Origin of the sequence: Streptomyces afghaniensis, assembly GCF_044327915.1 — a bacterium.
In the GTDB taxonomy this organism is placed as follows: domain Bacteria; phylum Actinomycetota; class Actinomycetes; order Streptomycetales; family Streptomycetaceae; genus Streptomyces; species Streptomyces afghaniensis.
Genome location: NZ_JBIRGJ010000002.1, coordinates 532126 through 545769 on the forward strand (window position 1 = coordinate 532126; position 13644 = coordinate 545769).

Annotated in this window: 10 protein-coding genes; 2 read left to right on the forward strand and 8 right to left on the reverse strand. The window is 71.9% G+C overall.

The features are described 5' to 3' along the window. Nucleotides 1–261: 261 nt before the first annotated feature. Both sigK and ACH4G3_RS08620 read left to right on the forward strand, forming a co-directional pair. Entirely contained in the window at nucleotides 262–873 is a 612-nt protein-coding gene (sigK, locus tag ACH4G3_RS08615) for an ECF RNA polymerase sigma factor SigK (protein ID WP_397623773.1), read from the forward strand. Continuing rightward, nucleotides 870–1604: an anti-sigma factor gene (locus ACH4G3_RS08620; protein ID WP_397623774.1), complete on the forward strand. Its 735-nt coding sequence runs from the start codon at nucleotides 870–872 to the stop codon at nucleotides 1602–1604. Before sigK ends, ACH4G3_RS08620 begins: the two co-directional genes overlap by 4 nt. Before the next feature lie 4 nt (nucleotides 1605–1608). Here the strand turns inward: ACH4G3_RS08620 and ACH4G3_RS08625 are convergent, their stop codons facing one another. The 8 genes from ACH4G3_RS08625 to ACH4G3_RS08660 form a co-directional block, all read right to left on the reverse strand. Next, entirely contained in the window at nucleotides 1609–2217 is a 609-nt protein-coding gene (locus ACH4G3_RS08625) for a 4'-phosphopantetheinyl transferase family protein (protein WP_397623775.1), read from the reverse strand. A 128-nt stretch (nucleotides 2218–2345) separates the two neighbouring features. Continuing rightward, nucleotides 2346–3359 (reverse strand): 2,3-diaminopropionate biosynthesis protein SbnA, encoded by a 1014-nt coding sequence (gene sbnA / locus ACH4G3_RS08630; protein ID WP_397623776.1) that lies wholly within the window; start codon nucleotides 3357–3359, stop codon nucleotides 2346–2348. A 44-nt stretch (nucleotides 3360–3403) separates the two neighbouring features. Beyond that, nucleotides 3404–4471: a 2,3-diaminopropionate biosynthesis protein SbnB gene (sbnB, locus tag ACH4G3_RS08635; RefSeq protein WP_397623777.1), complete on the reverse strand. Its 1068-nt coding sequence runs from the start codon at nucleotides 4469–4471 to the stop codon at nucleotides 3404–3406. Next, nucleotides 4468–5484, reverse strand: a complete 1017-nt coding sequence (locus ACH4G3_RS08640) for a TauD/TfdA family dioxygenase (RefSeq protein ID WP_397623778.1) — start codon at nucleotides 5482–5484, stop codon at nucleotides 4468–4470. Before ACH4G3_RS08640 ends, sbnB begins: the two co-directional genes overlap by 4 nt. 30 nt (nucleotides 5485–5514) lie before the next feature. Further along, entirely contained in the window at nucleotides 5515–7977 is a 2463-nt protein-coding gene (locus ACH4G3_RS08645; protein WP_397623779.1) for a non-ribosomal peptide synthetase, read from the reverse strand. After that, nucleotides 7977–10505 carry a Pls/PosA family non-ribosomal peptide synthetase gene (locus tag ACH4G3_RS08650; protein ID WP_397623780.1) on the reverse strand — a complete coding sequence of 843 codons (2529 nt, stop codon included), beginning with the start codon at nucleotides 10503–10505 and terminating at the stop codon, nucleotides 7977–7979. Before ACH4G3_RS08650 ends, ACH4G3_RS08645 begins: the two co-directional genes overlap by 1 nt. Nucleotides 10506–10645: 140 nt before the next feature. After that, a complete protein-coding gene (locus tag ACH4G3_RS08655; RefSeq protein ID WP_397623781.1) occupies nucleotides 10646–11785 on the reverse strand; it encodes a serine hydrolase domain-containing protein in 1140 nt (379 codons plus the stop codon). Between the two features lie 92 nt (nucleotides 11786–11877). After that, nucleotides 11878–13632, reverse strand: coding sequence for a TIGR03767 family metallophosphoesterase (locus ACH4G3_RS08660; RefSeq protein WP_397623782.1), 1755 nt, complete (start codon nucleotides 13630–13632; stop codon nucleotides 11878–11880). Between the last annotated feature and the right edge of the window lie 12 nt (nucleotides 13633–13644).

Genomic DNA, 13644 nt, shown 5'->3' on the forward strand with positions numbered 1-13644 from the left:
ACCGGGGGCAGGACCAGGAGGGGAGAGGAGGGGCCGCCGGAGTCGCCGGCGGCCCCTCCTCGTACTCCGGCGGCGACTGATCATGATCTGTCGCGGCGCCGGCTTCGAACAAAGGGTGAGGGAAAACGCACCGCCCCGCCCGGCGCGAGGCCGGCCGGCCGTTCGCTGCGGCAGGCAGGTGAATCTGTCAGACGGACGGCTTCGGACCGGATGCGCCGCTCGCGGCGGAGGGCCAGTGTCGAGCTGAGGCGAGGAGGCGCGATGGACCGAGGAGCCGGAGCTCGGAGGGAAGGTGACACGCAAGGGCGGCGAGGAGGGTCGGCGGACGACCCCGGGCTGGACCAGTTGCTCGTCCGCGCCGCAGACGGTGACGACCAGGCCTTCGCCGAGCTGTACGACGCCCTGGCACACACGGTGCTGGGACTGGCCTGCCGTGTGGTGGGGGACAAGGCCCAGGCGGAGGAGGTGACCCAGGACGTGATGGTGGAGGTGTGGCGGACCGCCGACCGGTTCCAGCCGGCCCGCGGAGCCGCCCGGAACTGGGTGCTCACCCTCGCGCACCGCCGCGCCGTGGACCGGGTACGGTCCGTCACCGCGGGCCGCGTCCGCGAGCTGCGCGCCGCGGTCATGGAGCAGGAACGCTCCTTCGACACCGTCGCCGAAGAGGTCGAGGTGCGCGAGGAGCAGCGCGCGGTCTTCCGCTGCCTGACCCAGCTCGCCCGCGAGCTGAGGCTGCCGCTGGTGCTGGCCTACTACGAGGGGCTGACCTACGCGGAGGTCGCCGAGGCGCTCTCGACGCCGACGGGGACCATCAAGTCGCGGATGCGCCAGGGGCTGCGGCGCCTGCACGAGTGCATGGAGGCCGCTTCGTGAACCTCACCGACGACCCCCACCTCGCAGTCGGAGCGTACGTGCTGCACGCGCTGCCGGCCGGTGAGGCGACCGACTTCGAGAAGCACCTGGCCGTGTGCGGCCCATGCCGTCGGGAAGTCGATCAGCTGTCGAGCGCGGCCGTTCGGCTGGGGGCGGCCGAGACGAGCACACCCTCCGCGGACCTGCGCCGCCGCGTGCTCGACCAGATCGTCACCGTACGTCAGGACCGGTCCGTCACGGGCGGGCGCCGACGCCCCCGGTGGAGCCTCAAGCCGGCGCTGGCGGCATCCGTGGCGGCGGCCGCGGCTCTCGGAGGCGTCGTCTGGTGGCAGAGCTCCGAGGCCGACACCGCACGCGAGCAGTCCGCGCAGGACCGTGCCGAGTACCGGCAACTCACCGATGTCCTTGCCGCACCCGACGCCACGATCAGCAGAAAGGAGCTCAAGGGCGGCGGGACCGCGAGCGTGGTCGCCTCCCGGGCGCAGGGCCGGTCCGCGCTCATCGCCTCCGGACTGCCGCGGCTCATCGGCGACCGGGTCTACGAACTCTGGTACGCCGAATCGGGACGGTACCGGCCGGCCGGACTGCTGTCCTCCGCGGGCGGACGTCAGGCGTATGTCCTGGACGGGCGCCTCGAAGGGGCCACCGCCGTCTGTATCACCGTGGAACCGGCCGGCGGCTCCACCCAGCCCACCACCGACCTCGTCGGCGTCATCCCCGTCCCCTCGTGACGTCTCACTGCTCGGCCACCGCGACGGCGGCCGCACAGCCCCTCCCCACCGCCACGTCCTCGACCGACCAGCCCGGCACCCCGCTGAGCCCGCGGACGGAGGCGCCGAGGTGGTCGGAGCGGAGGTCACGTCCCAGCCCGGTGCCGAGCCCCTTCAGATACGCCTCCTTGCGGGTCCACACACGGGCGAAGGCGAACGGGCGCCGGTCCGGCGGGCACGCGGCGAGTTCGGCGGCCTCCCGGGGATGCAGGGTCGCTGTGAGGTCGGAGACGACGTCGGGGGCGGGCAGCCGCTCGATGTCCGCGCCGACCGCTGTGTCCGCGAAGGCGAGAAGGCAGAGTCCGGCGGTCCGGGAGAGGGAGAAGCACAGGGGCACGCCGGGCACGTCGGGGCGACCGTGCGGGGCCCGGCACACGGGGCAGGGCAACCGCACCAGCGGCACCTCCGACGGCTCGACGTCGAGGTAGGCGCCGAGGAGCATGCGCAGGCACACGTGGGCGACCCGGTAGCCGTCCCTGTCCGCCGCCCGGTGAAGTGCCGCGGCCCGCGCCCTTTCCCCGTTGTCCAGCACCACGTCCGCGAGCGGGGCCACGGCGCTGCGAAGGTCCTCCACCTCGGCCAGCCACAGTCGGGGCCGACCGGGGCGGGGCGGCTTCGGGAACCGGGTCCAGGCGGCGGGCGTGAGCCGTTCGGGACGCCGGACCGGTCTCGCGGGGAGGAGGCACACGGCAACGGCCGCCTTCAGTCGGAGGAGGCTCGCACGGCGCGGGGGTCCTCGATTCCGCCGGCGTGCGACACCGGCGGGGCGAGTGCGTCGCCACCGTACAGGGCCTGGACCCAGTTGCTCTGGTAGATCGTGTCGAGGTAGCGCTCACCGAGGTCCGGGGCGATCGCGACGGGCGTGAGGCCCGGCGTTGCGTGCCGGGCGAGCCAGCTCGTCGCCCCGCTGACGACCGTGCCGGTCGAACCGCCGAACAGGAAGCCCCGCCTCGCCAGGCTCTGGCACGTCCGGATGGTATCGGCCTCCTCGACGCGGACCGCCTCGTCGACGTAACTCTCGTCGAGCAGGGGAGGCCGCAGGCTCATGCCCAGTCCGGGAATCATCCGCCGTCCGGGCGGGTCGCCGAAGATGGCGGAGCCGACGCTGTCCACCGCGACGATCCGCACCGGCCGGTGCCAGGAGCGGAACCAGCGGGCGCAGCCCATCAGCGTGCCGGTCGTGCCGACACCGATGAACAGGACGTCCAGGTACGGGAACCAGCGGGCGATGGCCGGGGCCGTCCTGAAGTAGTGCGCCCTCCAGTTGTCGGGGTTGGTGTACTGACTCAACCACACGTAACGGTCGTCCGCGGCGCACAGATCGCGCAGGTGCGCCAGCCGCGCGCCCAGGAGACCGCCCGCGGCGTGCTCGTCGGAGACGACGTGGACCTGGCTGCCCAGGGCCTCCATCATCAGCCGGGTGGCCAGGTTGCACCGGGAGTCCGTCACGCAGACGAAGCGGTAGCCCTTGCTCGCGGCGATCATGCTCAACGCCACACCGAGATTGCCGGAGGAGGACTCGATCAGGATCGAGTCCCGCCTGAGGGTCCCGCTCCGCTCGGCGGACTCCACCATCTCGGTCGCGGCCTTCAGCTTGATGGAACCGGCGAAGTTGAAGCCCTCGCACTTGAGGAAGAGCCGGTGTCCCGTGGTCGGCTCGAGGTCGACGTACAGGTCCTCCTCGTTGAAGGCTTGGGGTACGGATATGACTGGCACGATGTTCTCCTCGTCCATGGCCGGACGGCGGACGGGTGCCGTCCTCAGCCGTGCCGGCTCAGTTCGTGAAAGAAGTCGTCGATGACCTGCAGTTCGCCGGAGCGGGCCACTTCGTCGTAGACGTAGGAGCCGACCGCGAGGTCCAGCACGCCCAGGCCGAACGGCGAGAAGACCGCCGGACGGCCGGCCGGGACCGTCACGCGGCCGGTCATCACGTCGTCGAGCGTGCCGAGCAGGAAGTCGCGGTTGCCGGTGAGGCGTTCGGTGAGGTGCGGCGAGGTGGCGGCCCTGAGGCAGTGGTCGATGTCGTCGACGACGTTGGTGGCGCTGAGCAGCACCTGCGGTGCGAGGTCGCGCAGCGACACGTGCAGCACCACCGGGTTGTGCCGGAACCACGACGGCTCGGTGATGTGCGGCCGGTCGGCGACCGTGGCGAAGACGATCAGGTCGCTGAGGCGGATCAGCTCCTCGGCGCTGCGGTGCACCGTGACGCGTCCGACGGCCCCGGACTGCTCCAGGTAGGTGCGGAAGCCGGCAGCGCTGTCGGGGGACAGATCGTGCACACCGATGGTGTCGAAGGTCCAGCCGGTGCCCGCCAGGTACGTGTGGATGTAGCGGGCGATCAGACCCGCCCCGACGAACCCCAGGCGGGCGGGGCGCGCTCGTCCCCTGCTGAGCCGGTCGGCGGCCGACGCGGCGGACGCCGCGGTCCTGGCGGCGCTGATGATCGAGCTCTCCATGCAGGCGAAGGGGTAGCCGGTGGCGGGGTCGTTGAGGATGAGGACGGCGGACGCCCGGGGGATGCCCGAGGCGACGTTGGCGGGGAAGCTGGAGATCCATTTCAGTCCGTCCACGCGGCCCTCGCCGCCGAGCGAGGCGGGCAGCGCGATGATCCGCGATGTCGGCCGGTCGGGGAAACGCAGGAAGGAGGACGGCGGGTTGACCGTACGGCCGGCGCCGTGCAGGCGGTAGGTCGCCTCGACGACCTCCACCACGGTCTTCTCCCGCCCCTGGAGCACCTCCTTGACCTGGCTTCCGGGGACGACGGCGAAGGACGGCACGGCCGGGCTGTCCGTCCGGGCGGTCTGCGGTGCGGTGTGCAGGGTGGTCATGCCGCTTCCCTCCCCGTCCGCGGTCCCGGAAGGCCGGGGCGCACGGGGTCGGCCATCGCCACCACGACGTTCCGCGGCCCCCGGTACGCCTCCCGGCTGTGCGCGGTGCGGATGTTGTCCACGAGCATCAGGTCCCCGCGCTGCCAGGACCGGCGTACGGTGTGGGCTTCGTACGTCTTGTTGATCTGCTCGACGACGTCCGGGGGCACCGGATCGCCGTTGCCGTAACGGGTGTTGAAGGGCAGCCCGTCCGGTCCGTACTCCTCGATCAGGAACTCCCTGACCTCGGGTGCCATCGTCCACTCGTTCAGGAACGCGATCTGGTTGAACCAGCAGTGCCGGCCGGAGACCGGGTGCCGCACGACGGCGGGCCGGTGCTGGCGCGTCCGCAGCGAACCGTCCGGCTGCCAGGACCAGTCGATCGCGTGGGCACGGCAGTAGGCCTCGACCGCGTCGCGATCGCCGGTGCCGAAGGACTGACCGAGCGTCGCGCCGATCCCCTCGTTGTACGCCCTGTCGAGCAGCCAGCCCTCCCGGGCGAAACGGTCGACGAGTTCGGCGGGCAGCGCGTGCAGCACCTCCGTGGCGTCGGCCACCGCGGTGGCACCGCCTTCGACGGGCGGCTCCAGACACGCGAACATCAACAGGCCGGGACACTCCAAGGCGTAGCTGAGTTCGTGGTGCATGCACATGGGCTGGTTGGGCGGCCACGCCGACGACGAGTAGACGCCGTCCGCGTGGCGGTCGCGGGCGGCGAACGCCTCGCGTTCCGCCACGGGACGCTCGGCCACCTGGCGCAGAACCGACTCGACGTCGGCCGGGGAGCGCAGGCCGAGGCCCCGGACGACGAGCGCCCCCCGCTCGGCGACGAGTTCACGCAGCTCGCCCCGTCGGACGGCCGCCCGGGCCGCCGCGTCCGCGGCGTCCGGGGTGTCTGCGGCATCGAGTACCGGAAGGCCGTCCGGAGCCGGTGCGGTGGTGGCCCTGTGCTTGCGGAAGAGTGCCGACAGCATGTCGATCTCCTCTCGTACTCCTCGTGTCCGTCACGGTTCTCCGCGGGTCCGGCTGTCGATCAGCTCGGCCAGGTCGGCCAGTACGGGACGGCCGGCGAGGTCGCGCGGGGAGATCACCCGGCCCAGCGAGACCGCCAGCCGTACCGCCGACAGGGAAGTGCCGCCCAGGTCGAAGAAGTTGTCGTCCCGGCGGATCCGCCCGGGCGGCAGGCCGAGTTCCGCCTCCCAGTGCGCCGCGAGCCGCTGTTCGGCCGGCGTCCGCGGGGCGCCATGGGCCTCCCGGGCCGGACCGAGGTCCTCGGCGAGCGCCGCGAGGGCCTTGCGGTCGGTCTTGCCGTTGGCTGTGAGCGGCAGACGGTCCAGCCGGTGGAAGGACGCCGGGATCATGTACGCGGGGAGCAGGTCCGCGAGCCGCTCCCGCAGGTCCTCGGCGGTCACCGCGTACGCGCTCGTGCAGAAGGCCGCGAGCTGGCGGCCGTGCCCTTCCGCGCCGGTCACCACGACCGCGCAGTCCGTGACACCGGGCACGCGCAGCAGCGCGTTCTCGACCTCGCCGATCTCGACCCGGAACCCCCGGATCTTCACCTGCGTGTCCCGGCGGCCGAGGAACTCCAGCTTCCCGTCGGGCCGCCAGCGGCCGAAGTCTCCTCCGCGGTAGAGCCGTTGGCCGGGGCGGTGAGGGTCGGCCCGGTAGGCGAGCCGGGTGCGTTCGGCGTCGTTGACGTAGCCGCGGCCGACGCACACCCCGGAGAAGACGATGGCGCCGGGCGCCCCGAGCGGAACCGGGAGCAGGTTGTCGTCGACGACGTACTGGTAGACGTTGGCGATGGGCCGGCCGAGCGGGATCCGATCGGTGGCGGGCGCCCGGTCCATCACCTCGTGGTTGGTGTCGTCGGACGTCTCGGTCAGTCCGTAGGCGTTGACCAGCCGCACGGCCGGACCGGTGGCGAACCACCGCTGGACCAGCTCCCCACGCAGCGCCTCACCGGTGACGGACACGCACCGCAGGTCCGGCAGGTCCCGGGGGCCGCGTTCCAGGACGGACAGGATGACGTCGAGATAGGACGGCACCAGTTGCAGGACGTTGACGCGGCCCTCGGTGATCGTGTCCAGGAACCGGTCCGCGTCGAGGATGGCGTCCTGTTCGACCAGCAGGGTCCGCCCGCCCGTCAGCAGCCCCGCGAGCAACTGCCAGAGCGAGATGTCGAAGCACTGCGAGGCCGTCTGCGCCACCACGGTGCCCTCGCCGATGCCCAGGTCGTCGATCTTGGCGTACAGGTGGTTGAGCAGGCCGGCGTGCTCGCACATGGCGCCCTTCGGCTCCCCGGTGGAGCCGGAGGTGAAGAAGACGTACGCGAGCCGGTCCGCCGGTATGTCCAGGCCGAGGTCCGTTCCGTCGGTGGCCCGGCCGGTGACGTCCGGGACGAGCAGCCGCCGGGTCCCGGGGAGCGTTGCGAGCGCCCGGTCCAGCTGCCCGGTGCTGCCCGGTTCGGTGAGGACGTACGAGCAGCCGGCGCGGGTGAGCATCGCGGCGATGCGGCCGGGCGGGTGACGCGGGTCGACGGGCAGGTACACGGCGCCGGCCTTGAGGACGCCGAGCACGGCGGCCGCCCAGTGGAGGTCGCGCTCGGTCACCACGGCGACCGTGTCCTCGGGTCCGAGCCCCTCGGCCAGCAGGGCCCGGGCCAGCCGGTTGGCCCGTGTGTCGAGGTCCGCGTACGTCAGGCTGCGGCCCTGGTGGATCACGGCGACGGCGTCCGGAGCCTCGCGCACGCGTTCCTCGAACAGCTCGTGGAACCGGCGGTCCGGCAGCGCACGGTGCGGCCCCGCCAGCCCGTCGAGCTGGAACCGGAGTTCGTCCGCCGACAGCAGGCTGCGCCGGTCATGGGGGGCGTCGGGATCGGCGGCGATCGCCTCCAGTGCGGCGAGGTGGTACCCCCCGATCCGCGCGGCACAGTCCGCGTCCAGCAGGTCCGTCCGGTGACGCAGGCGCAGCACGAGCCGGCCGCCCTCCTCGCCCGCCGAGACGCCGAGGAGCAGGCTGCCGTCCGCCGGGACGGTGACCTCCTGCCCGGCCGGGGCGAACACCGCTTCGGCTCCGGCCGCGTACGGTGAACCGGCCCCGGGCGACGGCACCGCCGCCTCGGCCCGCCGGGCTTCCAGGACCAGCCGGCGCCAGGTGCCGGGCGCGACCGTCAGCTCGAAGGGCAGCGGCCCGGTCCGGCCCGGGAGCAGACAGCCGCTGCGCACCTCGGGATCGCCGGAGAGCAGGGCGAGCACCTTCGTGTGTGCCGCGAGGAGGATCGCGGTGAGCGGCACCCCGAGTTCACGGGCCCGCCCGTGCAGGGCCGCCGTCACTTCGCGGGGGACGCTCCTGACGTGCTCCCCGGTGCCGGGCACCGGCTCCTTCGCCCATCGGGGCAGGGCCGTGAAGCCGCCCTGGGCCCTGCTGTCGCTTCCGGGGACGCGGGCGTCGGTCGCTGTCGCCGCCATCACCGCGCACCTCCGTTCTCGTCCAGGGGGTGTGCCGGATTCCCCGTCCAGCGGGTGCGTTCGGGGACCGTCTCGCCCTTCATGAGGAAGGAGTCCGCCGCGAGCACGGCGCCGTCGCCGACCGTCACTCCGTAGTGCACGAGCGCTCCGACGCCGAGAGTGCAGCCGGCACCGAGCGCGCTGCGGTCCGACTTGAACGTGCCGTCCTCCTGGGAGTGGCACTGCAGGACACTGCCCGAGTTGAGGGTGCAGTCGTCCCCGATGGCCACCATGGGGCGCTCCGTCATGTGGCAGCCGTCGTCGAAGACCCGTGCCCCGATCCGGACGCCCAGCAGGCGCCATACGACGGTCTTGTACGGGGTGCCGTCGAGGATGTGCAGATAGGTCTCGGACGGCACCTTCCAGTACCGCTCACGGCGCCAGAAGCGGCGGTCGTAGATCGAGCAGAACAACGGCTCGGGTGGGTGCGCGGCGATGACGGCCCGCTCGAGGAGGACGTAGTACAGGAAGGTGAACGGCAGCAGGGCGGCGTTGGCGAGCGCGAGGGCCACGGTGCCCCACGCGGGGTACCGGCTCGCGGCGAGCGCGAAGAGCAGGGCGACGCAGAAGAAGTACAGCCATCCCGTGAGCAGGTGACATGCCATGGTGACGGCGTTGTGCAGGTTCTTGGCCGCGAGGGCACGGCGCAGGCCGTCCGCGTCCTTGAGTTCGTCGAAGGTGCTGTCCCGCGCCACCGACCGCGGGATCTCGAAGCAGGGGGAGCCGAGAAGTCCCACGTCGTGCCGGAGCGGTCCGCTGACGGGGACGGCCACCTTGGTGGCGAGGAGGCAGTTGTCGCCGGTCCGGCCGCCGGCGGGGTAGGCGATGCGGTTCCCCAGGAAGTTGTGCGCCCCGATCACGGTCGGCGACAACCGGAAGGAGGTGCTGGAGTACTCGGCGTTCATCAGGGACAGTCCGTCCGCGACCATGGTCCCGGTGCCGACCCTGCTCAGGTAGGGGCTCTCGTGCTTGACCGCTGTGCCGAAGTTCGACCCGGTCTGCTCCACGGGAGTCAGGCGATAGCCGATCCAGCGCAGGTAGTGCACGATGCAGGAGCTGTCGCCGAACAGGCGCGTCAGGGATTTCCTGTTCGTCATCAGGACGATCGTCCGGTGCACGGAGTAGTGGAATCCGAAGAGCGGGTACGTCCGGCCGGGCCGGACGAGCAGGCCCAGCAGCCGAGGGACGGTGGCCAGGACCACGAGAGCGGCGATCACACCGCCGAAGAAGACCACGGCCGTGACCACCAGCAGGTCGGCGTAGAGCACCGTCGCCCCGCCCTTCGCCACCGCGGATCCCTCCAGCACCCGGGAGAGCAGCACGTCCAGGCAGCCCACCGCCAGCGGCAGGTACACCAGCAGCACCGTGAGCAGCAGCAGGGTGCCGTGGACCGCTCGCCGTACGGTGCCGCACCGGGCGGGCTCCACCTCCTGGAAGTCGCCGTCCGCGGGCTGGGCCGGCGAGCCCTGCCAGTGTTCGCCGTCGGGGACCGCCTGGCCGGTGTGCAGGGAGGACGCGTGCCCGAGCCGGGACGCGTCACCGAGCCGGGTCCCGATGTCCAGCACGGTCACCTCACCGACGACGGCGCCCCGGCCCAGGGTGACCGGCCCCGTCTCGATCACCCCGCCGACCGCGTTGTAGCAGCTCATCAGCGTGTCCTTGCGGACGAGCGTGCCGTCACCGACGGTCAGCAGATCGGTGCAGACGGGGGCGGAGCGCGAAAGGATCGTCACTCCTCTGCCGATCCGTGCGCCCAGGGCCCTCAGGAAGAGGGGGTAGAGCGGCGATCCGGCGAACAGGACCAGCGGGCTCGACCGGATCAGCGTCTTGACCAGCCAGAACCGGAAGTAGGTGAAGCTCCAGACGCGGAACCGGCGTGGTGTGAACCGGCCGAACAGCAGCCACTTGGCGATCACGGGCAGGGCGCACAGCACGAGGAGCAGTGCGGCGCCGAACACCACGCTCCGCAGGTAGGCGTCGAGCAGGTGCGCTTGCCCGGAGATCCATTCGTAGCCCTGGGCCGTGACGGCGGCGACGAGGAAGGCGTAGCCGAGGAAGGCCAGAAGCTGGAGTGCCCCGCAGAGCACGCGGTGCGGGCGGCCCGTCGGCGGCGCCGACGCCTCGGCCTGCTGCCTGGGCAGTGCCGGTCGGCCGGGCATCTCGGATCCGGGGGGTGGCGGGGTGCTGTCGAGCAGTGCGGCCGCAAGGCTGCCGGCGGTCGGATGCCGGTAGACGTCGCGCATCGACACCGGCGGCAGATCCGGCCGGTTCCTCACCCGTGCGCAGAAGTGCGCCATCACCAGGGAGTCGGCGCCGAGATCATCGAAGAAGTCGCTGTCGAGCGGCACCTCGTCCAGCTGGGCGACCTCCGCCAGCAGCGCGGCGAACCGCTCCGCCGCAGCGGATACCGCGGGATGTGGCGGCGCTTCGAAGGGCCCGGCTCCTTCCATGACGCCCCTGGCCGCCTCCTGCAGCTGCTGTCCCTTCATGAGGAGGACCCCCTCGGCTGCGACTGTCGCGTGCCCTTCCTCGCTAGGGATTCGGAGCCAGGCAGCCGAGGGATGGAAGGTCCGGCTGTTCTTCTCGCATGATGAGCGAGCCTCTCACCAAGCGGACGGACGGCACCGTCCTACCTGCCGCAGAACTCCGCCTCGATGATCGCGTCGGTGCTGCCCGACCAGTCGCCGTTGAAGTTGACCGCCAGGGAGTGCCGGCCGTCCTCCGTCGTCACGGCGTCCGAGTTCGAGCCGCTGATGCCGCCGTCGTGGCCCCAGACGTGGACGCCACAGCTGAGCTTGCGGTCGACGAGCCCCAGACCGTAGCGGCTGGTGTCCCGGCTGGAAGGGACCGTGGTCTTCATCTCCCGCAGCTGCTCGGGCGGCAGCAGCCTGCCGCGGAGCAGGGCCGAGTAGAAGCGGTTCAGATCGGCCGAGCCGGAGACCATCTGGCCCGAGCCGTAGGCCAGACGCGCGTTCAGTTCCGTGACGTCGTACGTCGGGCCCGTGTCCGTCTCGGCCAGCTTGGAGTAGGCGCGGCTGCTGGGCCGGGGCAGGGTGACCCGGGTGGTGGGGACGGACGTGGAGGTCAGGTGCAGCGGGGTGATGATGCGCCGGCCGATCTCGTCGCCGTAGTCGTTGCCCGTGACCTTCTCGATCACCCGCGCGGCCAGGAGGTAGTTCGTGTTGGAGTACTCGAACGACCTGCCCGGCGCGAAGTACGGCTCGTTCGCCAGGGCGTAGGCGAGCAGTTCCCCGGGGTCCGCCTCGTCGAACCGGTGCTTCATGAAGCCGTCCGCGGTCATGTACGTCCGCTGGAAGCCGGGGTCCGCCAGGTAGTCGAAGATGCCGCTGGTGTGGTTGAGGAGCTGCCGGACGGTGATGCGGCTGCCGTCGTGGCCGTTGCCCCGGACCACGCCCGGCAGCCACTTGTCCACCGTGTCGTCCAGCGACAGCCGCCCCTCCGCCTCCAGTTGCAGGACGACGGTGGCGACGAACGTCTTGGAGATGCTGGCGATGCGGTAGTGGTCGCGCGTCGAACGCGGCTTGCCCGTCTCGAGGTTGCCGACACCGGCCGTGGCCGCCCAGGTGCCGTGCCCCTGCCGCACTCTCACCGTCACGCCCGGGACGCCGTCGGCGACCGCGGCCCGTACCGCCTGCCGGGTCGCGTCGTGGCCGCCGGTGGGCGGGGCCGCGGCCGCGGGGCCCGCCAGGGCCGCCGACAGTGCCACGGCCGTCGCCGCCGTCAGGATCGTGCGTGCGCGTCTGTTCATGTCCCCTGCCCCCGTCACGTCGAGCGGTGTCAGGGGGTGGGACCCGGGCCGCCGGGCCGGGGTTGACCGGCCCGGGCGGGGTTGAGCTGGAATCAGCCCTTCTTCAGCACCAGTTCGGTGTTGCGGTCCTCCGGGTCGCCGCCGAGGGTCGTGCTCGCGCCGGGGGCGTTGAGGGACAGCTCGCGGTAGAGGGCCGCGAGGCCGGTCTGGGAGAGGTCGGAGAAGTCCGTGCGGTGCGGGGCCGAGGACTCCACCAGCGTGGTGAACAGGGAGACCGTGCCGTCCTTATTGTCGGTCAGCTCGATGATGCGGGCGAGCTGGGGGTAGTCGACGTGGGAGGCCGTGGAGATCTCCCAGAAGGAACCGCCGCCGGACATCGAGTGCGGGGTGATGACGTTCTTGTGGATGTGGCCGTTCACCCAGGCGAGCACGTTGCGGTGGCCGCCGAGGAGGGCGAGGACCTCCTGGCCGTTGTGCCGGCGCTCATCAGGGCGGGCCGGGTCGATGCGGGTGTTCGTCATCGTCTTGCTGGTGTGATGGCTGAAGATCACCGCGTGGGAGTCCTTGTTCTCCCGCAGGGTCCGGTCGAGCCACTTCAGCTGGGCCGTGCCGAGCGAGCCCTCGTAGTGGCCGCCCGCGTCGGTGGTGTCCAGGCTGATGCCGATGACGTCGTCGGAGATGCGGAAGACGTAGTACTGGGTGCCCGTGTCGAGGTTGGCGGAGGAGTAGCCGTGGCCGGCCGGGCCGACGCCGCGGTAGGCCGGGTCCAGGTGCGCCCGGAGGTACTCGGCGGGGGTGAAGGGGGCGCGGCTCTCGTCCGGGGTGACCGAACGCATGGCCCGGGCGTGGGACTTCAGGAAGTCCTCGTAGCGGACACCCTTGGGGTCCCGGGCCTTCTTGATGAGGGTCTGGAGCCGCTGTGCCTCGGCCGCGGACACCTCCATCAGCTTCTTTCCGCCGACGGCGAGTTCGGTGAGGTAGGAGTCGCCGTGCGAGGCGTAGCAGCCCATCGGCAGGGAGTCGTGGTTGCCGACGGTGGAGTACCAGGGCAGGTTGAGGCCCGGGCTGCGGACCTCGCGGATGGCGGCCTTCAGGAAGCCGTCGAGGTGCGGGAAACCGGCCTGCTTGTCGCTGTCGCGGACCGCGGCGTCCGGCTGCCAGTACTGCTTGAGGCCGCTGTTCTGCACGCCCTCGTACCGGCGCGGGTCCCCGGAGTTGGGCGTGATGCGTCCGCCGCTCATGATCTTCAGGAACCACTCCAGCTCGGACTTGGCGTTGTTGTCCGTGTTGTCGCCGGTGGTCATGGCGAAGTGCAGAGGGGCGCCGGTGACGGGGGCGCCGCGGAGCGCGTTGATCCGCTCCACGAGCGCGATCGCGCCCTGCACGGTCAGCGCCTCGTGCGGCCGCCAGGCGTGCACGTCGGCGGAGCGCAGGTACTCCAGGCGCAGCGGGTGCTGGGCGTCGATGATGTGCAGGTCGGTGAGCTGCACGAATGCCGCGAGCGCGGTACGGCGCCCGGCGCGGCCGGACTTGGGCGCGGCCAGGTCGGAGCGCACGACCCGCTGCCAGCCGGGTCCGTCGCCCAGGCGCCGGTAGCCGGAGCCACGCGGGGTGGCCACGGACGCCAGGGTCGTGCCCTTGGTGTAGGGGGCCAGCGGTGCGGCCGGGGCCCGGCGGGAGGAGGCGGCGACGGCCTCGGTGGTCTCCGTGGCGGTGGCGGCCTGGCTGTCGCTGGGCCGCAGGGCGTAGCCGGCACCCGCGGACAGGGCGACCGCTCCGGTGGCGGCGAGGACGGAACGACGGTGGATGCCCTGGCCGGAGCCGGCGACTGAGCGTGTGCGCGACATGCGCTTCTCTCC